This is a genomic window from Streptomyces liliifuscus (genome assembly GCF_016598615.1).
Classification (GTDB): Bacteria; Actinomycetota; Actinomycetes; order Streptomycetales; family Streptomycetaceae; genus Streptomyces; species Streptomyces liliifuscus.
This window is the reverse complement of sequence record NZ_CP066832.1, coordinates 180367-203322: the sequence shown is the minus strand read 5'-3', so window position 1 is coordinate 203322 and position 22956 is coordinate 180367. Positions and strand designations below refer to the sequence as shown.

Annotated in this window: 24 protein-coding genes and 1 pseudogene; 24 read left to right on the top strand and 1 reads right to left on the bottom strand. The window is 71.3% G+C overall.

The window, feature by feature from the left end; translation table 11 throughout:
• Positions 1 to 715 precede the first annotated feature (715 nt).
• From JEQ17_RS49150 to JEQ17_RS51005, 16 genes and pseudogenes are all read left to right on the top strand, one after another.
• Positions 716 to 1633: a Scr1 family TA system antitoxin-like transcriptional regulator gene (locus JEQ17_RS49150; RefSeq protein WP_200402255.1), complete on the top strand. Its 918-nt coding sequence runs from the start codon at positions 716 to 718 to the stop codon at positions 1631 to 1633.
• On the top strand, positions 1630 to 1917 hold the full coding sequence (locus JEQ17_RS49145; RefSeq protein ID WP_200402254.1) for a hypothetical protein: 288 nt from the start codon (positions 1630 to 1632) through the stop codon (positions 1915 to 1917). The genes JEQ17_RS49150 and JEQ17_RS49145 overlap by 4 nt, the downstream gene beginning before the upstream one ends.
• The gene (locus JEQ17_RS49140) at positions 1914 to 3776 is read left to right on the top strand and encodes a glycoside hydrolase family 15 protein (RefSeq protein WP_200402253.1); all 1863 of its coding nucleotides are present in this window, start codon (positions 1914 to 1916) and stop codon (positions 3774 to 3776) included. Before JEQ17_RS49145 ends, JEQ17_RS49140 begins: the two co-directional genes overlap by 4 nt.
• Positions 3777 to 3915: 139 nt before the next feature.
• Positions 3916 to 5241, top strand: coding sequence for a histidine kinase (locus JEQ17_RS49135; protein ID WP_200402252.1), 1326 nt, complete (start codon positions 3916 to 3918; stop codon positions 5239 to 5241).
• Positions 5234 to 5665: a roadblock/LC7 domain-containing protein gene (locus tag JEQ17_RS49130; protein WP_024126765.1), complete on the top strand. Its 432-nt coding sequence runs from the start codon at positions 5234 to 5236 to the stop codon at positions 5663 to 5665. Before JEQ17_RS49135 ends, JEQ17_RS49130 begins: the two co-directional genes overlap by 8 nt.
• A 26-nt stretch (positions 5666 to 5691) precedes the next feature.
• Positions 5692 to 6018, top strand: a complete 327-nt coding sequence (locus tag JEQ17_RS49125; protein WP_024126766.1) for a DUF742 domain-containing protein — start codon at positions 5692 to 5694, stop codon at positions 6016 to 6018.
• Positions 5999 to 6598, top strand: a complete 600-nt coding sequence (locus tag JEQ17_RS49120) for a GTP-binding protein (protein ID WP_200402251.1) — start codon at positions 5999 to 6001, stop codon at positions 6596 to 6598. Before JEQ17_RS49125 ends, JEQ17_RS49120 begins: the two co-directional genes overlap by 20 nt.
• Positions 6595 to 7845, top strand: a complete 1251-nt coding sequence (locus JEQ17_RS49115) for a cytochrome P450 family protein (RefSeq protein WP_062193345.1) — start codon at positions 6595 to 6597, stop codon at positions 7843 to 7845. The genes JEQ17_RS49120 and JEQ17_RS49115 overlap by 4 nt, the downstream gene beginning before the upstream one ends.
• Before the next feature lie 74 nt (positions 7846 to 7919).
• A complete protein-coding gene (locus JEQ17_RS49110) occupies positions 7920 to 9077 on the top strand; it encodes a cytochrome P450 family protein (RefSeq protein ID WP_200402336.1) in 1158 nt (385 codons plus the stop codon).
• 92 nt (positions 9078 to 9169) lie between these two features.
• Positions 9170 to 9685 carry a LuxR C-terminal-related transcriptional regulator gene (locus JEQ17_RS49105; protein WP_200402250.1) on the top strand — a complete coding sequence of 172 codons (516 nt, stop codon included), beginning with the start codon at positions 9170 to 9172 and terminating at the stop codon, positions 9683 to 9685.
• Positions 9685 to 10266 carry a hypothetical protein gene (locus JEQ17_RS49100; protein WP_200402249.1) on the top strand — a complete coding sequence of 194 codons (582 nt, stop codon included), beginning with the start codon at positions 9685 to 9687 and terminating at the stop codon, positions 10264 to 10266. Before JEQ17_RS49105 ends, JEQ17_RS49100 begins: the two co-directional genes overlap by 1 nt.
• Positions 10263 to 10802: a hypothetical protein gene (locus JEQ17_RS49095; protein WP_200402248.1), complete on the top strand. Its 540-nt coding sequence runs from the start codon at positions 10263 to 10265 to the stop codon at positions 10800 to 10802. The genes JEQ17_RS49100 and JEQ17_RS49095 overlap by 4 nt, the downstream gene beginning before the upstream one ends.
• Positions 10803 to 10836: 34 nt before the next feature.
• Positions 10837 to 11442, top strand: coding sequence for a DUF6624 domain-containing protein (locus JEQ17_RS51010; protein ID WP_407700182.1), 606 nt, complete (start codon positions 10837 to 10839; stop codon positions 11440 to 11442).
• 60 nt (positions 11443 to 11502) lie between these two features.
• Positions 11503 to 12417 carry an endonuclease/exonuclease/phosphatase family protein gene (locus tag JEQ17_RS49085; protein WP_234048893.1) on the top strand — a complete coding sequence of 305 codons (915 nt, stop codon included), beginning with the start codon at positions 11503 to 11505 and terminating at the stop codon, positions 12415 to 12417.
• Between the two features lie 25 nt (positions 12418 to 12442).
• Positions 12443 to 13339 (top strand): endonuclease/exonuclease/phosphatase family protein, encoded by an 897-nt coding sequence (locus JEQ17_RS49080; protein ID WP_200402246.1) that lies wholly within the window; start codon positions 12443 to 12445, stop codon positions 13337 to 13339.
• A gap of 3 nt (positions 13340 to 13342) precedes the next feature.
• A pseudogene (locus JEQ17_RS51005) lies at positions 13343 to 13573 on the top strand (DUF6302 family protein); the annotation flags it as partial.
• Between the two features lie 51 nt (positions 13574 to 13624).
• On the opposite strand, the gene JEQ17_RS49075 reads toward JEQ17_RS51005, so the two are convergent.
• Positions 13625 to 14947, bottom strand: coding sequence for an XRE family transcriptional regulator (locus JEQ17_RS49075; RefSeq protein WP_234048892.1), 1323 nt, complete (start codon positions 14945 to 14947; stop codon positions 13625 to 13627).
• A 265-nt stretch (positions 14948 to 15212) separates the two neighbouring features.
• On the opposite strand from JEQ17_RS49075, the gene JEQ17_RS49070 reads away from it, so the two are divergent.
• The 8 genes from JEQ17_RS49070 to JEQ17_RS49035 are packed head-to-tail and all read left to right on the top strand — an operon-like array spanning position 15213 to position 22943.
• Positions 15213 to 15623 carry a 6-pyruvoyl trahydropterin synthase family protein gene (locus tag JEQ17_RS49070; RefSeq protein WP_200402245.1) on the top strand — a complete coding sequence of 137 codons (411 nt, stop codon included), beginning with the start codon at positions 15213 to 15215 and terminating at the stop codon, positions 15621 to 15623.
• Entirely contained in the window at positions 15620 to 16366 is a 747-nt protein-coding gene (locus tag JEQ17_RS49065) for a 7-carboxy-7-deazaguanine synthase QueE (RefSeq protein ID WP_200402244.1), read from the top strand. Before JEQ17_RS49070 ends, JEQ17_RS49065 begins: the two co-directional genes overlap by 4 nt.
• Positions 16367 to 16417: 51 nt before the next feature.
• The gene (folE, locus tag JEQ17_RS49060) at positions 16418 to 17050 is read left to right on the top strand and encodes a GTP cyclohydrolase I (RefSeq protein WP_200402243.1); all 633 of its coding nucleotides are present in this window, start codon (positions 16418 to 16420) and stop codon (positions 17048 to 17050) included.
• Between the two features lie 38 nt (positions 17051 to 17088).
• Positions 17089 to 18918 (top strand): non-ribosomal peptide synthetase, encoded by a 1830-nt coding sequence (locus JEQ17_RS49055; protein WP_200402242.1) that lies wholly within the window; start codon positions 17089 to 17091, stop codon positions 18916 to 18918.
• Complete coding sequence (locus JEQ17_RS49050; protein WP_200402241.1) at positions 18915 to 19565, top strand: HAD family hydrolase; 651 nt, start codon at positions 18915 to 18917, stop codon at positions 19563 to 19565. Before JEQ17_RS49055 ends, JEQ17_RS49050 begins: the two co-directional genes overlap by 4 nt.
• Positions 19562 to 21616: a hypothetical protein gene (locus JEQ17_RS49045; RefSeq protein WP_200402240.1), complete on the top strand. Its 2055-nt coding sequence runs from the start codon at positions 19562 to 19564 to the stop codon at positions 21614 to 21616. The genes JEQ17_RS49050 and JEQ17_RS49045 overlap by 4 nt, the downstream gene beginning before the upstream one ends.
• A complete protein-coding gene (locus JEQ17_RS49040; protein WP_200402239.1) occupies positions 21613 to 22224 on the top strand; it encodes a phosphoribosyltransferase in 612 nt (203 codons plus the stop codon). Before JEQ17_RS49045 ends, JEQ17_RS49040 begins: the two co-directional genes overlap by 4 nt.
• Positions 22225 to 22238: 14 nt before the next feature.
• Positions 22239 to 22943, top strand: coding sequence for a 7-cyano-7-deazaguanine synthase (locus JEQ17_RS49035; RefSeq protein ID WP_200402238.1), 705 nt, complete (start codon positions 22239 to 22241; stop codon positions 22941 to 22943).
• Positions 22944 to 22956: the final 13 nt, after the last annotated feature.

Here is a 22956-nt window from a genome sequence, read left to right as displayed (position 1 = left end):
TTTCCGTGGAACATCGCTCTCAGCGAGCGCCCGCCTTCCGTGGTTCCGTCGGATGCTGGCGTGGTGCGCGTGGGCCTGGCGCTCGGCCTGCGCGCGATCGACGCCCTGGTTGCTGACGGCTCGGATGTCGGGCCGGTGAAGTACTGCCTGCTCCACCACAGGCTCCTGGTGCCGGTGGAACCCGGCTCAGTCCACCGGTGGAGGGCCGCGCACTCCGACTGCGTCCCCGCACCCAGGTCCTGGGGCTGTGACGCCAGCGGCTACCGCGGCTGTTCGGGCCTATGGGTTACCCGCCCCGGAACACCCCTGATCGAAGCCACCTCAGCCGAGGCGCTGCACGATGCACTCAGCCGGACCCGCGCCGGCCTGAGTTCAGCCCTCAGCACGCCCTACCCGCGTCACCGGCAGGTGTGCCGTGCCTAAACCTGTGTCGAGGAGCAAGCGCTGGTCGGCCTGGCGTCCCAGCCGTGGTCAGCTGCGCATCCTCACCTTCACCCTCGCGATGGCCACCGTCATCTGTGCCGCATCCGCCCCGAGGCAGTGATGGCTCCCACCGGATTGGCGCGCTGATCGTGACCGCCATGGGCGCGCTGGCGCACCTCGACCCCAGGCGAACCGCTCGGCGAATCCCGCCCACGCCCGGAGACCGCCCGCCGTCCCCGCCACATGCCCCCTCCTGACCTGCCCGAACACTCCACGCAAGGACCACTCCGCCATGCTTTACGCTGCTCCGTCGCCACCGGCCGAGGCTCCGCAGCCTCCTGCCCGGATCGTGACGGGCCTCTACCTGCGGTACCTGCGCGAGACGAAGGGCATCACGCTGGAGGCCGCGGCCGACGCCATCAGGATGTCCACATCAGCCGTCAGCCGGTGGGAGCGGGCCCAGTCCCCTATACGGCCGGACGTGCTGCGCACGCTCCTACGGCTGTACGGCGTTGCGGGCGATCACACGGACTTCCTGGTGAGCAGCCTGCCGCCGCGGGCCTACACCCGCAGCGGGCGCGAGGAACGAGGCTACGTCCGGCGTGCCCCGCACGACTGCTGGGCGGATGTGGCCCGTGACGAGGCGGCGGCCCGCTACATCGCCGTGATGCGGACGGCGAGCGAGGTCACCCAGTTCTGCATGATGGCCCCGGCGGGCTTGCGAACCCAGGAATACGCGCGGGCGGTTCTTGCCCCCGAGGTGTGTGCCACCCCCGATGAGCCCGTGTTGGGACTTCCGTCGTGGGTGCACCGCGTCCCGTGGGTCGCAGAACAGCGGCGGACCGTGCTCCTGGACGAGACCGTGCTCACCAGGGGAGGCCGCCAGGCAGCGGTGATCGCCGAGCAGCTTCGGCATCTGGCCGGCCTCGTGAGCCGGGAGGAGCCCGGCCGCGGCCTGGCTGTCCGCATCCTGCCGATGAACCCGGTCCTGTTCATCCACACCATCGGCCCGGTCGCCGAGGTGACCGTCCATGGGCACCGCATGGTGGCCGGCGTCGGCCTTTTCCCCAGCTACGAGACCGGCTCCCGTGTCGCCCACCTTGTCAGCGCCGGCCTGCGGGAAGCCGTGGACGCCGCTTGGACCCGCGAACAGACCCGCGAGGAGCTCGCGTGCGCGGCTGAGGCCATGGAGCGGAGGGCCGCTTCATGAACGTCGCCCGACTGCTCGCGGCCCTGCTCGGCACGGCCCCGCCTGATGAGCCCATGGCCCGGCTGCTCGTCCTCGATGAGGAGGCCTTCACCCAGCGCGTCCGCCTCCCGTACCCCGCCGACGGCGCGGACACCACGGGCGACCTGCTCCGCTCCTGGACGCTGCTGGAGACCAACGGGCCCGTGACCGCCGCATCCTGGCGTCGCCCCGCTCCCTTGCACGAACGCATCGACCACTCCCACGCCTACGCCATCCTCGCCTCGCCTGGAGACCGCACTTCATGACCACCGTGACGCCGATCCCCCTCGCACCGTCGGTGCGCCGTCCGCGCATCGAGGACTACGCCCTCATCGGAGACATGCAGACCGCTGCCCTGGTCTGCCGGGACGGCAGTGTCGACTGGCTGTGCCTGCCGCGCTTCGACTCGGCCGCCGTCTTCGCCGGCCTACTCGGCACGGACGAGCACGGGTTCTGGCGGATAGGCCCAACCGTTCCTGCGGGCGAGCCCGCCGCGCACGCGAACCGCCGCCGCTACCGCGGGCAGACGCTGATCCTCGAGTCCGAGTGGGACACTGCGACCGGCACGGTCCGCGTGCTCGACCTGATGCCGCTGCGTCACGAGCACGGTCCGCAGCTAATCCGGATCGTGGAGGGCGTCTCCGGCACGCTGGAGATGACGTCGACAATGAGCCCACGTGTCGGCTACGGCCGGCGCACGCCGTGGATCTACGACACGGACGGGCGGACGGCCGCGGTGTCCGGACCCGACGCGCTCTGGCTCGATACGTCCGTGCCGGGAACGGAGAAGGACGGTGCGGTCCACCACCGCTTCACCGTCACGGCCGGCGCGTGGGTGGCCTTCACCCTGAGCTGGCAACCGTCCCACGCTCCCGCGTCCGAGGTTCCCGATGCCGAGGCGGCGCTCACGCAGACAAGCGCATTCTGGGAAGCCTGGGCCGAGCAGCTGGTCTACGACGGCCCGCACCGCGAGCCGGTGATCCGGTCTCTGATCACGCTGAAGGCGCTCACCTACGCCCCCACCGGGGGAATCGTCGCTGCCCCGACGACCTCCCTGCCCGAAGAACTCGGCGGGGAGCGCAACTTCGACTACCGCTACGTGTGGCTGCGGGACGCCGCGGTCACGCTGTCCGCGCTGCTGCGGACCGGATGCCGCGACGAGGCGATCGCGTGGCGGCGGTGGCTGCTGCGCACACTCGGCGGCGATCCGGAGAACCTGCAGATCATGTACCGCCTTGACGGCCGCCGCGACATGCCCGAGCGGGAGCTGCACTGGCTGTCCGGTTACGAAGGCTCGAGTCCGGTCCGTGTCGGCAACGGCGCACGAGACCAGCTGCAGTTGGACGTGCCCGGTGAGGTCATCGAGACGCTGGCTCTGGCGCACGAGCACGGCGTAGCCCGGTGCGAGAACACCGAGAGCTTGATCATGAAGCTCGTCGACTTCGTCCGACGGCACTGGCGCAAGCCGGACGACGGGATCTGGGAGGTCCGCGGCGGCCGACGGCACTTCACGCACTCCAAGATCATGTGCTGGGCGGCCATCGACCACGCGGTTCGGCTCGCCGACCAGGGAGTACTCGACGCCGACCTGGCCGAGCTGGTGAGTCTGCGTGAGGAGATCCACGCCGAGGTGTGTGCGCGCGCCTTCGACTCGCAGCGCAACACGTTCACTCAGTCGTACGGCTCCAAGGAACTGGACGCCTCGCTCCTCTTGCTGCCCCGCACCGGGTTCCTGCCGGCCGACGACCCGCGGGTGGTCGGCACGGTCGACGCTGTCCGCAGGGAACTCGCCTCCGACGGCGTCCTGGTCCACCGCTACCGCACGGACGGCCGGCATGTGGGCATGGACGGGTTCTCGGGCGACGAGGGCGCGTTCCTTCTGTGCTCGTTCTGGCTGGTCGACGCGCTCGCCCTCACCGGCCGACTGGATGAGGCCGAGGCCCTGTTCGAGCAACTGTTGTCGCTGCGCAGCGACCTGGGCCTGCTCGCCGAGGAGTACGACCCTGTCGCGAATCGGCAGTTGGGCAACTTCCCTCAGGCGTACTCGATGCTCGGGCTCACCAACAGCGCCGTCCTGCTGGCCGAGATCCGCAAGACGGCGGCCGCGCCGGTGATCGCCGCGTGAGCACACCGACGAGCGTCGCCGGTCCGGGCTCCTGGTCGTCTTGGCCCGGTCAGCTCACAGGCCGCACGCCAGTTCTCCAGCCGCGTCTCTGCGCTGCCGCGCGCCGCCCACAGCCGACCCCGACGTGTGAGGAATCCCCATGCTCGATCCGCAGGTGACCACGGCCATATTCGGTGTCGGCTTCGCCGCCACGTCAGCCGGTCTCTTCGCGCAGACCCGCGCCAAGCGTCTTCTGGCTTCGCGCTGCGCGGGGCTGGAGAAGCAGCACGAAGCCGACGGCACGCGCATTGCCGCGCTGGAGACGGAGGTTCGTTACTTCGCCGAGGTGACGATGCCCGCTCTGGTGGACGTCCTGGCGCGCGGGCACCGCGGTGTGCCGGTCCCCGGGCTCAGCCAGGAGCAGCTCGCTGGCACCGTCGTCGACCACGCGCACCAGGCCGTGAGACGGCTGCTGCAGGAGGCTGTGGCCGTCACGCGCGAGCAGATCGGGCGCGCGGCCAGGTCTTCGGTGCGCGACATGATCGACGAGGCGCAGACCGGTCTACACCGCTGCCAGATGCGTGTCGTTGAGGAGATGGAGCGCCATCCCGACGGCACGGCGTACCACCAGAGCCTGATGAACTTCGATCACCTGGTCACCCAGTCGCTGCACACGCTGCAGCGCATGCGGATCCTGACCGGATCGTGGCCGGGGCTACAGCGCGCGGACTGCACGGTTCGCGAGGTTGTGGAGTCGGCTCGCGGGCGGATCAGCGACTACCTGCGGGTCAGCTACACGTACGAGCCGCGCACCGGGGAGACCTGGCTGGAGGGGCGGGTCGTCGAGCCGGTCACCGTCGCGCTCACGGAGCTGCTGTCCAACGCCACGGCGTTCTCCGACGGCAAGGTGTTCGTCGAAGTGCAAGCGTTCCAGACCGGGTACTGCATCGTCGTCGACGACGGCGGCCTGAACATGAACCGCTTCCAGCGTGAGGAAGCGAGCCGGATGCTGGGGCAGCGCGATGTCCTGGACGTCACCACCGTGCAGGACACCGGCCAGCTCGGATTTGCGGTCATCGGCCGTCTCACTGGCGAATACGGCTTCTCTGCGGACGTCACCAGCACCTCCCCGTACGGCGGTGTGCGGGCGGTACTTCGAATCCCGCTGGAGCTGTGCGGGCACGGCCCGACCGACGAGGAGATCGAGGCCAACCGCCACGCGGCCGCGTCCCTTGCCGGGCACACACCCCTCCCCATGGGGGCTGCTGCGGCCGCCGGACCGACAGATGCAACTCCTTTGGAGCCAACGGCTCCTGGAGGTCTGCCCCAGCGGCGGCGGCGCACGCCGGTTGCCACCGCGCCGACCCGGGCCAGCGAGCCCGCACCGGCGGACGACCCCGATGCGTTCTCCGCCAGCCTTGCCCAGCTCGGGCGGACCATCCACGACACCGAGAACACCCCTGAAGGAGACCAACTCCATGACTGAGCAGCAGCAGCCGACCGCCGACACCCACGACATGACCTGGGTGCTCAACCGCCTCGCCGGCTCGAAGGGCGTCGAGCACGCCGTCCTGTTCACCAGCGACGGCCTAGTGCTGGCGCACTCCGAGGGACTGCACCGCGACGTGGCCGACCGGACCGCCGCCAGCTCCTCCAGCCTGTTCTCGCTGGGCCGCGGCGTCGGCGAGTTCGCGCCCACGCCCGACGACACGATCCCCCGCAAGATCATCATCGATCTTCCCGGAGCGTGCGTCCTCGTCTTCGCCGCCGGCCACAACTCGGTGCTCGCCGTCTCGGTCGGTGCGGAGATGACCGACGCCGAGGTAGCGGTCGCGTCCGCTGAGACGATCAAGGCCATCAAGGGCCTGGCCCCCGCGCTGTCCGCGCGCGCGAGGGCCCGGACCTCGTGACGCCCCGCGGCCGCCGGCGCGCCGGGATGGTACGGCCCTACACCCCCACCGGGGGCAGGGCCGTACCCACCCGTCGCACCCTGGACGTGGCCACGCTGTTGATCGCCGATCCGAACAAGCCGCTGGCCGGACTGGACGCTCACTCCCACCGCCTGATGCAGCACTGCCTGCCCGGCGTGCTGTCGCTGGCCGAGGTGAGCGCCGATCTGCAGTTGCCGGCCGCCGTGACGAAGGTCTTGGTCGCCTCCCTCGTCGACAGTGGCCACCTCCTCAGCCGCAGCCCTGTCCCCGCCGCGCAGCAGACCGACCGTCATCTGCTGGAGAGGATTCTCGATGCGCTTGAAAAGCTCTGAGGGCCACTACCTGGCGCCTGGGGTCAACCAGTCCGTGAAGGTGGTCGTGCTCGGGCCGTTCGCTGTCGGTAAGACCACCCTCGTCGGCGCCGTGTCCGAGATCCGTCCCGCCTCGACCGAAGAGCGCATGACGAAAGCTGGCGAGGCGGTTGACACCCTGCGCGGCCTGTCGGACAAGACCACCACCACCGTTGCGCTTGACTTCGGCCGGCTCACCCTGACCGACGACATCGTGCTCTACCTGTTCGGCGGCCCCGGCCAGCCCAGGTTCAGCTTCATGGTCGACGAGCTGATGCAGGGCGCACTGGGCGGCGTGGTCCTGGTCGACACCGCACGGATCACCGAGTCCTGGGACGCCATGGGACGCATGGAGGAAGCTGGCCTGCCCTACGTGGTCGCCGTCAACACCTTCGACAACTCCCCACGCTACGGCGAAGCCGAACTGCGACGCGCCCTGGACCTCGCCCCTTCCACGCCCCTGGTCGAGTGCGACGTCCGGCACAGGGAGTCGGCAAAGAGGCCGCTGATCGCGCTCATCTCTCACCTGCTGTCCCGCCCCAGCCTGGAGCCCGCCTCATGACCACGCCGCCCCCGCTCGCCACCAGTGGCTGCCCCATGCTGCACGGCGCCGCATTCGCCGCCCGCCCAAGCGCCGTCTACGATCAGCTGCGCGCCCAAGGCCCGGCCGGATGGGCCGAGATCGCCCCCGGCGTGCACGCCCTGGTCGTCACCAACCACCGGGCCGCCGTCACACTTCTCAACGACACCGCCGTCTACTCCAAGGACTCGCGGCTGTGGGCTGCCCTGGCACAGGGGCAGGTCCCCCCGGACAGTCCGGTGCTCGGCATGATGGCCTGGCGGCCCTCCGTCCTCTACACCGATGGTGACGAGCACGCCCGCCTGCGCTGGGCCATGGACGACTGCATCGCCCGGATCAGCCCCCACCGGCTCAGGGAGATCACCCGGCGCAGCGCGCTGACGCTGATAGCCCGGGTCATCGCCCGCGGTCAGGCCGACCTGATGGCCGATTTCGCCGACATGGTGCCCATGCTCGTCTTCGCCGATCTCCTTGGCTGCCCGCCCGAGAAGACCGACCAGATGGTGCGCGCCTGCCAGGACCTCATCAGCGCTGGCCCCGAAGCCGCCCAGGGCGCCGCGGACTTCGCGGGACTGCTTTTCGAACTCATCCAGCTGCGCCGGGCGCGGCCCGGCCAGGACCTCACCTCCTGGATGATCAACCATGGCGCGGCGCTCAGCGACGACGAGGCGCTCAACCAGCTGTTCTGCGTCACCGGCGCCGGCCTCATCCCTGCCGCTGCCGCCACCGCCTGGACTCTGCACCTGCTGCTGCGGGACGACGAGTACGCCGGCAGCCTCGCCGCCGGCACGCTGACCGTGCGCCGGGCCCTGAGCAAGGCGCTGTGGGAGCGCGCGCCCATGGCGAACTTCTCCGTCCATTTCGCCCGATATGACACCTACCTCCACGGTGTTCCTGTACCGGGCGGTGTCCCGGTCCTGATCTCCCACGCCGCCGCGAACACCGACCCCGCACTGCCGAGCGGCCTCAGCTACGACAGCCAGGCGCACCTCGCCTGGTCGGCCGGGCCGCACCGCTGCCCCGCGATCTCCCAGGCCACCACGATCGTGCAGACCGCCGTCGAGACGATCCTCGACCAGCTGTGGGACATGGCGCTGACCGATGAGAGCGCCAAACCTCTGCTGCGGCACGGCCCCTTCCACCAGTGCCCGCAGACGATGCCCGTCACCTTCCGCCCCAAGTCCGCCGACCGCATCCCCGCCACTGCTATTGCAGGAGGAACCTCGTGACCAGCAGCACCTCCCCTACCGCGGCCGTCACCCTCGACAGCAGTGGCGGCCGCGCCCTGTTCGCCCAAGCCGACATGCTCCGTGCCGCCGGACCCGCTGTCCGCGTCCGTCTGCCTGGCGCCGTGAGTGCCTGGGCCGTCACCCGCGGCGCCGTCGCCAAGGTGCTCCTTACCCACGACAACGTGTCCAAGGACGCCCGCAAGTCCTGGCCCTCCCACACCCCCGGCTCCATACCGTGGCTGTACCCGTGGGTGGACGTCGTGTCGATGTTCACCTCCGACGGCGCCGACCACCAGCGCCTGCGCCGGCTGGTCGACCGCGCGTTCACGCCCGCCCGCATCGAGGCCATGCGCCCCGCCATCCACGAGATCGTCACCGACCTCCTCGATCACCTGGAGACGCTCGCCCCCACCAGCCCCGTCGACCTGCGCGCGCACTTCTCCTACCCGATCCCGACCCGGGTGATCTGCGACCTCTTCGGCGTGCCCGCTGAACAGCGGCCCGAGATGCTGCGCGTGATCGACTCCGTGCTCGCCACGGACGTCGCACCTAAAGAGGCTGAGGCCATCAAGCGTGATCTCGGCAAGGCCATGCAGGCCCTGATCGACACCAAGCGCAGCCACCCGGGCGAGGACATGACCAGCCTGCTGCTGGCCACCCACGAGGAGGACGGCGACCGCCTCAGCCACACCGAGCTCATCTCCACCCTCATCCTGATGATCGGCGCCGGCAGCGAGACCGCCGTCGCCCTCATCAACGCCGCCGTCCGCGAACTCCTCGCCCACCCCGACCAGCTCGCCGCCGTGCTGGCCGAGCCGGCGCGCTGGAGCGACGTCATCGACGAAGCCCTCCGCCTACACCCCCCGATCATGTACATGCCGCTGCGATACGCCACGGCGGACATCGACCTGGGCGACGGCGTCGTCATCCGTCAGGGGGACGCGATCATCATCGGCTTCGGCGCCCACGGCCGTGACCCGGACATCCACCAGAACCCCGAGGCCTTCCGCGTCGACCGGGAGGACAAGCAGCACCTGGCCTTCGGCTACGGCATTCACTACTGCCTGGGCGCCCGCCTCGCCAAGCTCGAAGCCGAGGTTGCCCTCCCGGCCCTGTTCCAGCGCTTCCCCCAGCTCGCCCTGACCGGCGACGTCAACGACCTCGAGCCGCAGCGGTCCTTCATCGGCACTGACGTCACCGCACTGTCCGTCGCACTGCATCCCACGCCGTAACGGCACCCAGGCGCGTGCCGGGGAGCCCTCGCCCCGGTACGCGCCGCCCCCTTCGACAACCCACCCGCCCTCCCCCTGTCTCAGGACCGCCGATGACCACCACCGACACCCCGCCCTCGCCCGCCCTCCTCACTCACGACCAGCAGCGCGTCGCCGCACGACTCGTCTACGGAGCCTCCAACCAACTGATAGCTCGCCAGGTCAACTTGACCGTGTTCACGGTGGCCAGCCACCTCGCCGCTGCCCGCCGCAAGCTCGACGTCCCGAACTCCTCGCGCGCCGTCCTCACCCATGCCCTGCTCACGGCTCGGGAAGTGCCGCCGCCCTCCACCACCGGGCCGGCACCGGAATTCACCGAGCACGACCGGCAGGTCATCCGCGCGGTCGCCGAGCACACGCTCAACAGCGACATCGGTGGTGCGATTGGAGTGCGCGCAGACGACGCGCGCGCGGAGATCGACGCCGTCGTAGCCAAGGCGGGCGCCCACAACGCGGTCCACCTCGTCGGCCTGGCCCGCGCCTGGGGCATCCTCACAGACACTGCCCCGCCCCGCCTCCGCAGCCAGCCCGTGCCCGCCGCGGCCGCGGCCACGGCAGGAGCAGCGTGATGGCCACCGTCGGCAAACCGGCGTACGCGATGCTTCCGGTCCGCACCGGCGCGGCAAGAGCCGAGGCCGCGGCACTCGCCCAGGAGACCACCCGCAGACTCGCCGAGCAAGGCATCGACCATCCTGCTGATCCGCTGGTCGCCCTCATCCGGTCGCAGGCCACCGTCACCGGCCTCTACGACGACGGCGAACTCGCCGGATGTCTCGTCGTGCACCCCGGCGCGGCTCTACCGCACTGGAGCCACGGCTGCTCGGGCCCCGGGATCTGGGTGTCCCTGGTCCCGCCGGTGCCGGGACACGACGACCAGGCGGCGCGACTGCTCACGCTGTGGCTCGCCGACCACGCGGCACAGCACGGCTTGGAGTGGGTCTGGTGGGAGATCCCAAGTGACTCCCAGACCCGCGCGACGTTGCTGGCCCTGCTCCGTGATCTTGGATGGGAGGACCTGCCGCCTGTCCGCCGCGCCGACGGCGAACGCATCACGCCTCTGCGACTGCGCGCCGAGCCGCGCCCCGCTCCCACCGTGGCGATCTCCGCTGCTGACGACGCACTCCCCTTGCCGGAGGTGAGCGCCCGATGAACACCCATGCACCCACCCTGTCTGCCGCTGCCGCTGCCGACCCGCGCCAGCGGCCGCCCGACGGTGTCCGGACCCTCACCCCTCGGGCCCGCAGCCAGCGCCCCGCACCCGTGCCGCCGTGGCGCCCCGCAGGAGCGCAGGCTCTCGCTCGGCAGAGGACCGCCATCAACCAGGCCGCACTGCGGCAAGTCGACGGGCCGCCGCACGTGGTCCTGTATGCCCTCACCCGTGCAGACCTGGACCCGCACGACGACCTCGCCGCCGCCCAGGGACACGCCGCCCGGCACTCCTTCACCGTCGCCGACCGGATCGTCGACACGCTCGACGGCCACGGGGACGGCGACGACCCCACCCTGCGGCGCGGCTACGCCCGTGCGCTGCGCCTCCTCGCCGACCCGGCCTCGCCCGTCCGCGGCGTCATCGCCGTCAGCCGCACTTCGGTATCCCCCATCGACCGGATCTACGAAGCCCAGCTGCATTGGATTGCCGCTCGGTCGGGCGGGCTGTGGCTGGTGCGCGCCGAGACCGACATCTGACCAGCCGGACCAATCGAGAGGCAGACGCATCACGATGACTACGCCCGGCAGCCCGCCCAACTGGCCCGCCATCGGCCGCGACCTAACCACGCGGGCCGAGATCGCCAGGGAGTCGTGGCGCACGCCCGCCCACCGCCGGTCCGCCACGCCTGCGGACGTGTTCGCGGCGGCCCGGAAGGCAGACGCCGACAACGCCCTCTTCCTAGGGGAGATCGTGGTCCGGTACGGCTGGCCAGGGCGGTCCCAGGTCGGTGAGAACGGATGCCAGGCCGCAGTGGCCATTGCTGTTCACGCCGATCAGGACCGCCAGCTTCAGAGCCGGTTCCTCGCCGCCTTGCACGAAGCGGCGCAGCAAGGCGAGGCGACGCCTGCCCAGTGGGCCCACGTGCGGGATCGGATGCTCGTCAACAGCGGGCAGGCGCAGCTGTACGGAACCCAGCATTGGTACCGCCCCGACGGGCTCCTCGAACCGCACCCGATCACCGATCCCGCCCAGCTCGACGCCCGCCGGGCCGACGCGGGCCTGCCGCCGTACACCGAACAGGCCCGCCGTTTGCGTGAGCGGCACGGGCCAATCGCATCCTTATCCGCCCCCGCTGCGGTGGGGCCCGCACCTGCACCCGACGCACGCGCGGCGTGACCGCGCCACCACCCCAGCCCGAGTCGGTCTGAGCCCCAACCCGCCCAAGGAGATGCCCTCTTGTCCCTTGCAGAGCCCACCTTCGACAACGAAATCCGCATCGTGTGCTGGAACGTCGAGCACAACGGCCGCGGTCGGCATGGAGGGGAAGACCATCGCGAACTGGCCCGCGACATCCTCGTCTCCATCAAACCGCACGTCGTGCTGCGCCAGGAGCTGACCGGCGCGTGGGACCGAGGAAAGGCGGACCTGTACGCCGAGGCCAATCGGCTCGGCGGCCTCACGCCGTTCATGGCCGCCCCGCGGGAAGGACGCAGCCGTAACCCGGTCGGCGTGATGGTCGACCCCAACCTTTTCTTCGTCGACGGCGAGTTCGAGCACGACATGCCGTGGAAGCCGATCTGCAATCCCCGCGTCCGCCTCAAGGGCTGCGCGAAGCCGATCGACCTCGCCTCGGCGCACCTGTGCCACTTCGACCCGGACCTGCGCGCGACCGAGGCGCGGCGGCTCACCACCCTCGCCGACAACTCCCGCAGCGCCCTGGTCGGGATGGACGCCAACAGCTACCCGCACCGCACGGACCTGGAATCCGTGGCGCTCCCGGACTGGGACAAGGTCGAGGACCGCGTGCACTCCCAGCACCGCACCATCGAGCGCGCCAGCCGACGTGTCTCGGACACTCGACCGGACGAGATCCTCTCCGGCGGCAACCCGGTCTTCACCGACCTCGGCCTGCACGCCGCCACGGCCCTCGGCCAGCCCGGCGCGCTCGCGGCTACGGCGAGCCTGAAGCGCACCGACCAAGGGCCCGCCCAGCGCATTGACCGCATGTACTGCACCCCCGACCTCGCGCCGGCCCTGACCGCCTTCGAGGTCCTGGCGAACGACGACGTGCGAGCGCTCTCCGACCACGCCCTGCTTCTCGCTCGGTTCGACCTCGACGTCCTCCGCCGAGCCCTCACGCCCACCCGCTGACACCTCTACCTCCGGGGAGACCTTCGTGCTCATCAACGCGGCGATCTGCAATTTCGAGAACAACGGCGGCGGCGACCGCGACCTGTGGCAGCGCATGCACGACCGCCTGGCCTCGCTCGACCTGCACCTGCTCCTGCGGCAGGAGATGTGGGGCGCCCACGACAACGGCAACGCGCTCGCGGACGCGGCCGAAGCCGTGCTGGGTATGGTCGGTTCCATCGGCCGCGAGTGCTGCACCGCCATCTACCACGAACCGAAACTCTTCATCCCGGTCAGCGAGTACCCGAATACCGGTCCCGTGTGGGCGCTCCCGCCGACCGTGTGCAGCTTCCAGCTCGCCGGAACGGCCCCCGACGCCACCCCGCTGATCGTCGGCTCCTACCACCTCAACTACTGCTCCACCACGACGCGCCTGGCGGAGGCCGAGTGGCTGACCAAGTGGAATGACAAGTGGGTGAAGGACGGCGACCGGTACGTCCACTACCCTGCGCTGCTCGGCGGCGACAACAACAGCTACCCCGCCGTCGGCACTCCGGGAGACCCCGCCCTGCCCGTCCTGGAGGAGATCCGCGACGAACCCCACCAGGCGCACCGTTCCTACCTCGGGCCGGACGGCGTGCGCCGGATGGACGACCGCCCGGACGACACCCTGCGCACCGCCGGCCTCCAGGACGTCGCCCGGCACCTCGTCGCGGCCACGGGTGACACCAGCGCGGTCGCGCCCACGGTCGACGCCTGCGACACCCACGGCCCGGACGCGCGCATCGACCGGATCTACGCCAGCCAGCAGCTCTTGCCCGCCGTCCGCGAGGTCGAGGTCGTCGACATGAAGGGCCTGTCCGACCACCACACGGTCGTGGTGCGCCTGGACCGGGACACCCTCACCGAAATCCTCAACCACCCGCTCATCCGGGCGGCGTGACCGATGTCTACGATGCGAGGCCCGCGCCTTCTATGCCCCGCTTCCCGCTGGCGCACATCGCCGCTCCGCTCTGCCGCCCCTCACCCGAAGAGTGCGCTGCGGACTACGCCTGGTTCTGGGAACGCCTCGCCGACCCGGACCTCGGACGGCGCGGTTGGTGTGAAGGTGGACGGCGCCGCACTCCTTGCGGTGCCCGCCGGCAGCAGCCGCCACGGCGGCTACCTGTCGGTGGACACCGTGCCCGATGCCGTGCGCATCTGGGCGGCCCTGCGGGGCCGGCCCGGGTTACGCGACGGCGTGCAGCAGTTCAGGCACGCCCTGCGCCGTGCGGTAGGGGGTGAAGGCGGGGGCGAGATCGCGGACGAGCTGAACGCATCGCGGGGCCCCGATCCGTTCGGCCAGGTGGAGCGCTTCGAGGGCGTCGGCGGCTGCTGCTTCGGGTTCGCGACGGCTGAGATGGCCCTGCGCCCGGTACGCAAGGAAAACCCCGCGCGTCTTGTCGCGGCTGGCCGGCAGGAGCGCTTGGCCCTCGGCGATGAGGCGGTGCGCCTGTGTGGTGTCACCGAGGTCGAGCAGGCAGCGGCCAGAGTCGACCGCGAGGTCGGCGGTCGACATCCACGAGCACCAAGCGGGGGTGTCGTCTGTGTCCCCGGCGTTGAGCAGGCGTTCTGCCGCGTTCAGGGAGCGCAGGGTGGCGCTGCGTTCGCCGAGCGCGGCTTGGGCGCGTGCCAGTCGCAGGTGCAGCAGCGAGCCGGCGGCGGGGTGGGTGGTGCGGCTGAGGGCCTTGGTGAGGATGCCGGCGGCGGTGGTGGGGTCATCCCGCCAGGAGGCCTGGTAGGCGAGGTCGCTGAGGAGGGCCGCGCCCATGTCCCGGTCGTTGCCGGCGTGAGCGTTGTGCAACCCGGCGATCCAGTACCGGCTGGCGGCGCCATGCTGGCCATGGTCGAAGCGGATCCAGGCGACCGTCTGGGAGAGGCTCGCGGCGAGCTTGTGCAGGCGTACGCCCAGGAGGCGCGTATAGCGCTGCCCTTCGATCAGGTCGGTGACGCGGGCGAGGTGGGCGTCGTAGAGCGGCGCGATGTGCTGGCGCTGCTCGGTGGCCAGTGTGTTGAGGCGGGCGCTGGTCTCCTCCAGCAGGGCGACGACGTCTTCGCCCACCGCGGCGCCCGGGCGGGAGGGGCCGGCGGCGAGGGCCACGGGCTGGGTGCCGGCCCAGCTTCCGGCCAGGATGACGAGCGCGGATCCGGGGATGGCGCTGAGGAGGGTTCGGCGGTCCATGGTGTGCAGGGCCTCTCGCAGAGCGGGCACGATGTTGGCGGGGCCGAGCGGCACGACACCCTGGTCGACGCGGGGAAGCCAGGCGGGCCAGGCAGCAGGGTCGACGTCACCGGCCGGGATGCCCAGGACTTCCGCGATGTAGGTCTGGGAGACGGCATCGGGCCGTACGCCGTTGACCTCCCACTTGCGCACCCGGGCCTTGTCGACGCCGGAGCGAAGTCCGCGACGGCGAGCAGCGCCGTGCATCGCCTCGGCGAACTCCACACGGTTGAACCCGCGTGCCATGCGAACCGCGGCCAGCGGGTGAGGTGTGCGCTCATCCTCGTCCACGACGAAATCCAATCAGGCAGGCACGGCCTGAGCGTACTGCCGCAGGCGGCGGGACTCCCGCGGGACTCCCGCCAACCTCTTTGGCAGCACGCACAGTTGGCCGACACTCGATCACCCCGGCGATCTCTCGGTCGCTGTGGCGCATCACCTCGGCTCCATCTTCACGGCGCCCCTGTGCGCCAGAGCCCGCCCCTGCTGGACCTGGCTCTGTGGGAATTCCTCTGGCGGCTGGAGCCGCCCACCACGCGACTCACGAAGGGTGATCATGGACCTCGGTTCCGTTCCGCTTCCGACCGGTGGCTTCACCATCGGCAAGAAGTTCGACTTCGAGGCTGGGCACCGCCTTCCCGGGCTGCCGCCTGACCACAAGTGCGCGCGCCAGCACGGCCACAGCTACGAGGTGGAGGTCGTCTTGACCGCCCCCGCTCTGGAGGGGCCCGGCTTCGTCACGGACTTCGGCGCGCTCGCGCCGTTCAAGGAGTTTCTGGACACCCAACTGGACCACCGAAACCTGCACGAGATCCTGCCGTTCGAACCGACCTCGGAGCGCTTGGCCCAGTTCCTCGCCGGCTGGTTCATCCAGAACCTCCAGCCGTCGATGCCGGGCCGCCTGGCCGCAGTCCTCGTCCGCGAGACGATGAGCAGCTGGGCCCGCTTCGACGTGGAGGGGCGATGACGGCCGCCGGGCCGACCGGCGCCGACCTGACGGCGGGCGACGCTGCACTCCGGCTGATCGTCATGGAGTGCTTCGGTGTCGAGGTGCCGACCTTCCAAGGCGAAGGCCCGAGCTGCGGGCATCCTGCCCTGTTCATCCGGCTGTCCCGGTGCAACCTGAGCTGCGCAAAGTGTGACACGAAGGAGAGCTGGGACACGTCCCGGTTCGACCTGCGCGAGTGGTCATCAAAGCGGACGGTGGAGGACCTCGTGGCCTGGGCCACGTCCTCGCCGGTGAAGCTGGTGGTGATCACTGGCGGCGAGCCGCTGCTCCAACAGGCCCGCTTGGTTCCGCTCGTCGAGGCGCTGCTGGCCGCCGGGAAGAGGGTGGAGTTCGAGACGAACGGCACGATCGCGCCGATGCCGGAGCTGCTAGTTGACGGGGTCCGCTTCAATGTCTCGCCCAAGATCGCCAGCTTCGGCATGGACGAGGCGGAGAGCCTGGTGCCCGCCGTGCTTGAGGTGTTCGTGGCGTCCGGGCGAGCAGCTTTCAAGTTCGTCGCGTCCTCGGTGGCCGACCTCGACCGCGTCGCCGAGCTCGCCGACGCCCACCAACTCGCGCCGGTATGGGTGATGCCCGAGGGCACCACCGCCGATGCGATCACGGCCACAACCCGGGTTCTCGCGGACGCGGTCGCAGCCCGGCACTGGCATCTCACCACCCGGCTGCACGTGCTCGCCTTCGCAGACGCACGAGGCCGCTGATCTCCCGTTCCGTCCCCTCCGTTCCCCAGTCCCCGGAAGCGAGAGAAGCCCATGACGACCTCCACGGCCAGCCCCGAGACCCCTCTGGGCGCCGCCCTCCCCGTTCCCGGCCGGCCCGCCGCGGACATCGACACCGCCCGGGTCAGCTACCTGGTCCGCCAGCTCCTGATCGCGCTGGGCGAGGATCCCGCCCGCGAGGGGCTCATCGGCACCCCCGAGCGCGTCGCGGCCTGGTGGAGCAACTTCCTGTCCCCGGACGACGCCACGTCGGTCACCTGTTTCAGCGAGCCCCTGCTGAGCGACCAGCTGGTTGTCGTGGGCGGCATGAGCGTGTGGGCGCTCTGCGAGCACCACATGCTGCCCATGAACTTGGAGGTCACTGCCGGATATGTGCCCGACGGCGAGGTGGTTGGCCTGTCGAAGTTCGGACGTATCGCCGCGCACTTCGCGGGGCGTCTCCAGGTCCAGGAACGCTTCACCAAGCAGGTCGCTGAGTACCTCACCGGCGTGATCGGGCGCAAGGACGTCGCCGTCGCCGTACGCGGGCTGCACCTGTGCATGAGCATGCGCGGCGTGCGGATGGAGGCCGCCCGCACCACCACGCTGCACGCCGGAGGCCGGTTCGGCACTGACCCGGTGCTCAACCAGCAGTTCCTCGCCGCGGCCCAGTGGAACGCGGCCTGAACGCGAACCGGCAAGCAGACCAGGAAGGAGGTGAGCTGATGTCCACGTCACCGGCTGCGGAAGACGACCTGCCGCGCGCTGAGACGCGGACAGGCCCTACGGCAGGATCCGTGCTGTCCGCGGTCGCCGGGCAGGTTGAGGCCCGCGGCCACGCCTGCGCTGTGCGCTCGGCGGACGAGAGGGTGACCTACGGGGAGCTGTGGGAGCGGGCGGGGCGGGTGGCCGCCGTCGTCTCGGCCGCCGCCCGTGGCGGCGGAGAGCTGCGGGTCGCGATCGGCTTGGCGCCTGGCGCCGACTGGGTGGGATGCCTGCTGGGCATCTGGCGGGCCGGGGCGGCGGCGGTGCCGGTCAACCTCGACCACCCGCCGGCCCGGCTGCGCCTGCTGGCCGGCAGTGCGGACCTCCTGGTCCACCGCGGCGGGGCGATTCCGAGCTGGTGGCCTGAGGACATACCGGCCGTCACCTTCCCGGAGGCGGAGGCGGGTCACCTGCCCGGACCGCGCGCGGAGTACGCCTCGACTGCTGGTGGCCGGACCGCGTGCATTCTGCACACCTCCGGTTCGACGGGCGCGCCGAAACCCGTGGTGCTCCCCCACAGCGGACTGGCCCATCGGATCACCGCCTTCGCCGATCTGTACCGGATCACCGCGAAGGACCGGATCGCTCAGTTGGCCGCGGCCTCGGTCGATGTCGTGCTCTGGGAAACGTTGCTGGCCCTGACCATCGGCGGAACCCTGTGCGTGCCCCAGGGCCGTCAGCGGGTTCCCGGGATCGGACTGGTCCGGTGGCTCGCCGCAGAACAGGTCACCGTGGCCACGCTGACCCCGACCATGCTCGCGGCCTTACCGGAGGTGACGCTGCCCGACCTGCGGCTGCTCGTCGCCGGCGGCGAGGCGCTAGACCCGGCCCGCTTCGCCTACTGGATCGGCCGGCACCAGGTCGCCAACGCGTACGGTCCGACCGAGGCGACCATCGCCACCCACGTCGCACCGCACATCACGGCCGACGACCAGCCCGCTCCGCTCGGTCGGCCGGTGCCCGGGGTGGAGGACTTCCTCCTCGACGAGCACGACCAGCCCGTGCCCGACGGGCAGCGCGGTCACCTGCACCTCGCTGGTGTCGGTCTGGCCGACGGTTACGCGGGCCTGCCCGACCGTACGGCCCACGCCTTCCCCACGCTCACGATCAGCGGCCGGGCGGTACGCGTGTACCGGACCGGCGACCGGGCCTGGCGGCGCCCGGACGGACAGTTGGTGTACGCGGGCCGGATCGACCGGCAGCTCAACCTCGGCGGCGTGCGCCTGGAGCCGGAGGAAGTCGAAGCCGCCGCGCTGGCCCTCGACGGTGTGACCGCGGCAGCGGCGCTCGCCGAGCCGGCCGAGGGCCGGGACGTCCTCACCCTGCACGCGGCTGTCCCCGGCGGCCAGATCACCGAGGCGGCACTGCGCGCGCACCTGGCCGGCCTGCTTCCCTCGACGGCCGTTCCGGCCCGCATCCACCTTCACCCCTCGCTCCCGCTGACCGGATACGGCAAACCCGATGTGCAGGCGATCGCCGCCCTGGCCTTCCCCGGCGCCGGTCCGGCCGCCGAGCCGGACGAGATCGCCCCGGCAGCAGCCGTGGACGGCCCGCCCGTGGAGCTGCCGGACACGGTCCGGATGTGGTGGCGGCAAGCCACCGGCGCCGAACCGGCCACCACGACGACCGACTTCTTCTCGAGCGGCGGGGACTCCCTGGCCTGCGTGGAGCTCCTGCACCGCATCAACGAGACCTTCGGACTCGAGATCCTGCTCACGCACTTCACCGCCCAACCGACGCCCGCGTTCCTCGCCCGCGCGCTGGCTTCCACCGCCCGGGAGCCGTCATGAGCACGCGCGTGGGCGCCGCCCTGTTCGACCTGGGCGGAGTCCTTCTGCACTTCCGCGGCAACGGCCGTGCCGAAGCGGAGAAGGCGGTCGGCCTGCCGCCGGGCACGCTGCGCCGCATCGCCTACAAGGATGCGTTCGCGCTGGCCAACTACGGCGTCTACACCCACCAGGACTGGCTGGAGGCCGTCCGGGACGAACTCGTGGCTGAGTTCGGTCCCGACGCGGGGGCCGCCGTGGACGTGTGGGCGCAAGATCCCGGGGAGCTGGACGAGGACGCGGTGGCCGTCCTCAAGGCCGTCCGCGCCCAGGGCATCCCCGTCGGCATCTTCACCAACAACACCAGCGGACTGGAGGCGGATCTGGCCCGTCTCGGGTTCGACGCGTTCGACACGCTGATCAACTCGGCGGACCTCGGCGTGATCAAGCCCTCCCCGGTGGCCTACCGGCTGGCCATCGAGGCCATGGGCGTGGCCGCCGAAGAGATCTTCTTCGCCGACGACAACCACACCAACGTCATCGCCGCCCGGCATGTCGGGCTGCACGCGGTCGACTTCCTCTCCGTCCCCGGGCTCATCGCCGACCTCGCCGCATGCGGCATCACCCTGCCCGCACCCACGCCGGACACGAAGGGAGAACACCGCGGATGACCACCCCCGACCCGGTCACGGACCCAGAACTGCCCAACGGATTCTGCTGGGCCGACGACCTCACCTCCTGGGGCGAGCACCTGGACAACGGGCGGATCGCGCTGCTGCGGCCGGCCGACCCGCAGCGGGCCGCCCGCTGGGCGAACGTGGCTACCTTCTACGGCGCCCAGCTGCCCCTCGCCCCCGCACCCGGCCCGACCGGCGAACGCCTCGTGGTCGGCGTCGGCTCGGCCAGCCCGCTCGCCCGGAGCGCCGCCCGAGTCCTGGGCCGCGGCTTCGTACCGGTCGACGAGCTGAGCGGCGCCGGCCCGGTGCCGGTCCCGGACGGCGGCAGCGTGCTGATCACCGCCCCGGCCAGCGAATGCTCCCTGGCCGCCCTGACCCCTCTCCTGCACACCTGGTCCGAGCGCTCGGTCCGCGTGGGGCTGCTGACCGGCATCGACCTTCCGGGCGTCGCCTTCTCGCTCGCCAAGATCCTCGCCGCCCGCACCCCGCAACCCGAGGAGACCGATGTACTGCTCGACGGGCTCACCGGAACCGCCCGCACCGGGCGCCACCTCGACGAGCGCACCACCCTGGACACCGCCGTCGGCGGCCGGTGGCGCTCCGCCGTGGTGGAGGCCCACGGCTCCGGATCGCACGCGCTCCTCGGCCCCTACAGCGTGTGCGGGCTGACCGGGGATCGGGAACTCGCCGTCTCGGGCGAGCCGGTGCCGGGCGGCTGCACCCCGGAGCGGTGCCGGGCGGGCGGCGCGCTCACCCCGCTGCTGCTGCGTGACCTGGCGTGCCGGACGCTCGCGCTGTTCGTGTGCACCGCGCTCATCCTCGACCCGCACGAGCACTACCCCTCCAGCGTGTCCCTCGCCCACGCCGCGCTGGAAGGGCATCCGGCCGCGGTGATCGGGATGGTGCACCAGGACCTGCCCGTAAACGCGGAGCCGCGCCTGACCGGCCGACTGCTCGCCGCCGCCCGCCCGGCCGGTGCCGTCACCGCCGACCTCAACGACACCGCAGGGCGGGCAAGCGGATACCTGCTGCTCGGCGATCCCGAGCAGACCTTCGCTCTCGCGCCCGCGCCCGGCACGGCGCCGGTCCTCACCCCCTGGCCCGGCGGGCGCCCGGTCTTCCTCGCCCTCCCCGGCCCCGGCGGGCCGCCGGGGCTGCTGACCCGGGACGGGATCTGGCACGAACCCGAGGACCTGGTGGCCGTCGCCGACGCGCACGGGGCGGCGCTCGGGCTGCGTACGGAGCTGACCGGCTGGCTGACCTCCCTCGACGCCGGCGCTCTGTTCGAGGACAACCTGCGTGCCTGGGCCATGGCGGCCGATCGCCCCAAGACCCGCGTGGTCGAAGGGCTCAAGGTGATGCGGCGTCATCGCGAAGCCGCTCGGGAGAGCGCCCTCGCCGCGCTGTACCTCGTCCAGAAGTCGCTGCGCGCCGGGTACGGTCCCCTGCCCAGCCTGCCCGATGCGCTCGACCGGCACGCCACCGGCTGGGCCAAGGCCCTGTCCGAGATGAGCGAGCGCTCCCGCTTCGGCATGCTCGACCAGTTCACCGACGCCGCGACCGCCGCCCACACCCCGGCCCACGGGCCGACGGGCGCCGGCCGGTGCGGATACTGCCGCGGCCCGCTCGAACGGACCGTATGGTCCGGGCCCGTGCCCGGCGCCGTGGAGCGGATCCGCGTGGCCTGCTCGCGCTGCGGCCTGGTGGCCGACCGTCCCACCACGCTCGCCCACACGGCTGTCCGCCTTCACACGCCGAACGAGCTCGTACCCGGCCAGGCCCTGCGGGTCAGCGTGGACCTGCCCGGGACGGCGCCGGGGGTGTGGCTGACCGTGCAGCTGCGTGACCGCGGCCGGCACGCCCTCGCCGCCCACCACCTCCCCGGCGCCGTCGGCGCGGCCGAGGTGGAGATGACCGTCCCCGCCAACGTTCAGCCCGAGGTCCACCGCGTCTGGGCCCTGATCGTCGACCGCTTCCTGCCCGCCTGGCACCAGGTCCGCGTGCCCAGCACGCCGGGCGTCCACCCTGAGGAGCAGCTTCCGTGACCACCACAACCATCCCGCCCGTCACCACACCGGCGCCCATACGGCTGGCCTGGAGCGGTATCGAGGCGTTCACCCGCGACCTCGCCGAGCAGACGAGCGGCGACGGCCTGCCGGAAACCGTCGTCGGGATCATGCGCGGCGGCATGATCCCGGCCGTGATGATCGCCCATCAGCTCGGCATCCGCGATGTCCGGACGATCGAGGTCACGCACACCGAGACGGACGGCGTCAACGCGGCCAAGACCAGCGCCCCGGCCACCAAGAACCCCGCCTCCCTCGGCGATCTGGCCGGGCGGGACGTCCTGCTGGTCGACGACATCGCCGGCAGCGGAGCGACGCTGGAGCGCACCCGCCGGATGGTCGAGGCGCTCGGCGTCCGGCGGCTGCGCACGGCGGTGCTGACCGTCAACCGCTCCAACTGGCCCGGCCCGGCCGCCCCCGAGGAGCGCATCGACTACATCGCCGAGCACACCGACACCTGGGTGATCTTCCCCTGGGAGACGGAGAAGGGGCCGAAGGCCCCCGCCCCCACAACCACCCCGACGGCCGAAGACGACCCGGCGCCCGAACAGGGCGCGGCCTCCCCGTCCGAACGCGACCAGGGCTGAAAGGGGAAGACCCGATGAGCGACGAGGGCAAGTCGATCCTTCTGTACTCCGCCGGCCTGGACTCCTTCCCGGCCTGGCACTACCTGGGCAAACCGCCCGCGGTGTACTTCGACATCCGCCACCACTTCCGCGAAGCCGAGCTGGAGTGCGTTCGTGAGCTCGCCGAGCGGTACGGCATCGACCTCACGGTCAGCACCGCGCTGGACCTGTCCGCCTGGGACACCCGCCCGCTCATCCCGTTCCGCAACATCTACTTCGCGATGCTCGCCTCCAACTACGAGGCGGACACCATCTGGTGCGTCGGCGTCAGGGGTGACCACACGCTCGACAAGAGCCCCGACGCCTTCGCACGTATGAGCGAAGTCCTCTCGGAGTTCGCCGGCCGCCCGATCAAGGTCGACAGCCCCTTCTGGGACATGACCAAGACCGACATCGTGCGCTGGTACGTCGAGGCCGGCCTGCCCGTACGAGACCTGCTGGACACCCTCTCCTGCTTCGAACCGAGCGGGCGGCGCGTCCACTGCGGGCGCTGCTCCAGCTGCCTTCGCCGCTGGATCGCCCTGGCCAACAACCAGATCACCGGCGAGTTCGCCGCCAACCCATGGGAGTGGGAGCGCGTGCAGAGCTACTACCTGCGGGCCATGCGCGATGGCACCTACCCCGAGCACCGGGCCGAGGAGTTCTTCGCCGCCCTCAAGACGGTCGGCGCCCCGACCTGACCGCAAAGCTCGC

Excerpts from the sequence above, each read along its gene's own strand:
- JEQ17_RS49150 (WP_200402255.1), top strand. The coding sequence starts at position 716 with ATGCTTTACGCTGCTCCGTCGCCACCGGCCGAGGCTCCGCAGCCTCCT.
- JEQ17_RS49145 (WP_200402254.1), top strand. The coding sequence starts at position 1,630 with ATGAACGTCGCCCGACTGCTCGCGGCCCTGCTCGGCACGGCCCCGCCT.
- JEQ17_RS49140 (WP_200402253.1), top strand. The coding sequence starts at position 1,914 with ATGACCACCGTGACGCCGATCCCCCTCGCACCGTCGGTGCGCCGTCCG.
- JEQ17_RS49135 (WP_200402252.1), top strand. The coding sequence starts at position 3,916 with ATGCTCGATCCGCAGGTGACCACGGCCATATTCGGTGTCGGCTTCGCC.
- JEQ17_RS49130 (WP_024126765.1), top strand. The coding sequence starts at position 5,234 with ATGACTGAGCAGCAGCAGCCGACCGCCGACACCCACGACATGACCTGG.
- JEQ17_RS49125 (WP_024126766.1), top strand. The coding sequence starts at position 5,692 with ATGGTACGGCCCTACACCCCCACCGGGGGCAGGGCCGTACCCACCCGT.
- JEQ17_RS49120 (WP_200402251.1), top strand. The coding sequence starts at position 5,999 with ATGCGCTTGAAAAGCTCTGAGGGCCACTACCTGGCGCCTGGGGTCAAC.
- JEQ17_RS49115 (WP_062193345.1), top strand. The coding sequence starts at position 6,595 with ATGACCACGCCGCCCCCGCTCGCCACCAGTGGCTGCCCCATGCTGCAC.
- JEQ17_RS49110 (WP_200402336.1), top strand. The coding sequence starts at position 7,920 with ATGCTCCGTGCCGCCGGACCCGCTGTCCGCGTCCGTCTGCCTGGCGCC.
- JEQ17_RS49105 (WP_200402250.1), top strand. The coding sequence starts at position 9,170 with ATGACCACCACCGACACCCCGCCCTCGCCCGCCCTCCTCACTCACGAC.
- JEQ17_RS49100 (WP_200402249.1), top strand. The coding sequence starts at position 9,685 with ATGGCCACCGTCGGCAAACCGGCGTACGCGATGCTTCCGGTCCGCACC.
- JEQ17_RS49095 (WP_200402248.1), top strand. The coding sequence starts at position 10,263 with ATGAACACCCATGCACCCACCCTGTCTGCCGCTGCCGCTGCCGACCCG.
- JEQ17_RS51010 (WP_407700182.1), top strand. The coding sequence starts at position 10,837 with ATGACTACGCCCGGCAGCCCGCCCAACTGGCCCGCCATCGGCCGCGAC.
- JEQ17_RS49070 (WP_200402245.1), top strand. The coding sequence starts at position 15,213 with ATGGACCTCGGTTCCGTTCCGCTTCCGACCGGTGGCTTCACCATCGGC.
- JEQ17_RS49065 (WP_200402244.1), top strand. The coding sequence starts at position 15,620 with ATGACGGCCGCCGGGCCGACCGGCGCCGACCTGACGGCGGGCGACGCT.
- folE (WP_200402243.1), top strand. The coding sequence starts at position 16,418 with ATGACGACCTCCACGGCCAGCCCCGAGACCCCTCTGGGCGCCGCCCTC.
- JEQ17_RS49055 (WP_200402242.1), top strand. The coding sequence starts at position 17,089 with ATGTCCACGTCACCGGCTGCGGAAGACGACCTGCCGCGCGCTGAGACG.
- JEQ17_RS49050 (WP_200402241.1), top strand. The coding sequence starts at position 18,915 with ATGAGCACGCGCGTGGGCGCCGCCCTGTTCGACCTGGGCGGAGTCCTT.
- JEQ17_RS49045 (WP_200402240.1), top strand. The coding sequence starts at position 19,562 with ATGACCACCCCCGACCCGGTCACGGACCCAGAACTGCCCAACGGATTC.
- JEQ17_RS49035 (WP_200402238.1), top strand. The coding sequence starts at position 22,239 with ATGAGCGACGAGGGCAAGTCGATCCTTCTGTACTCCGCCGGCCTGGAC.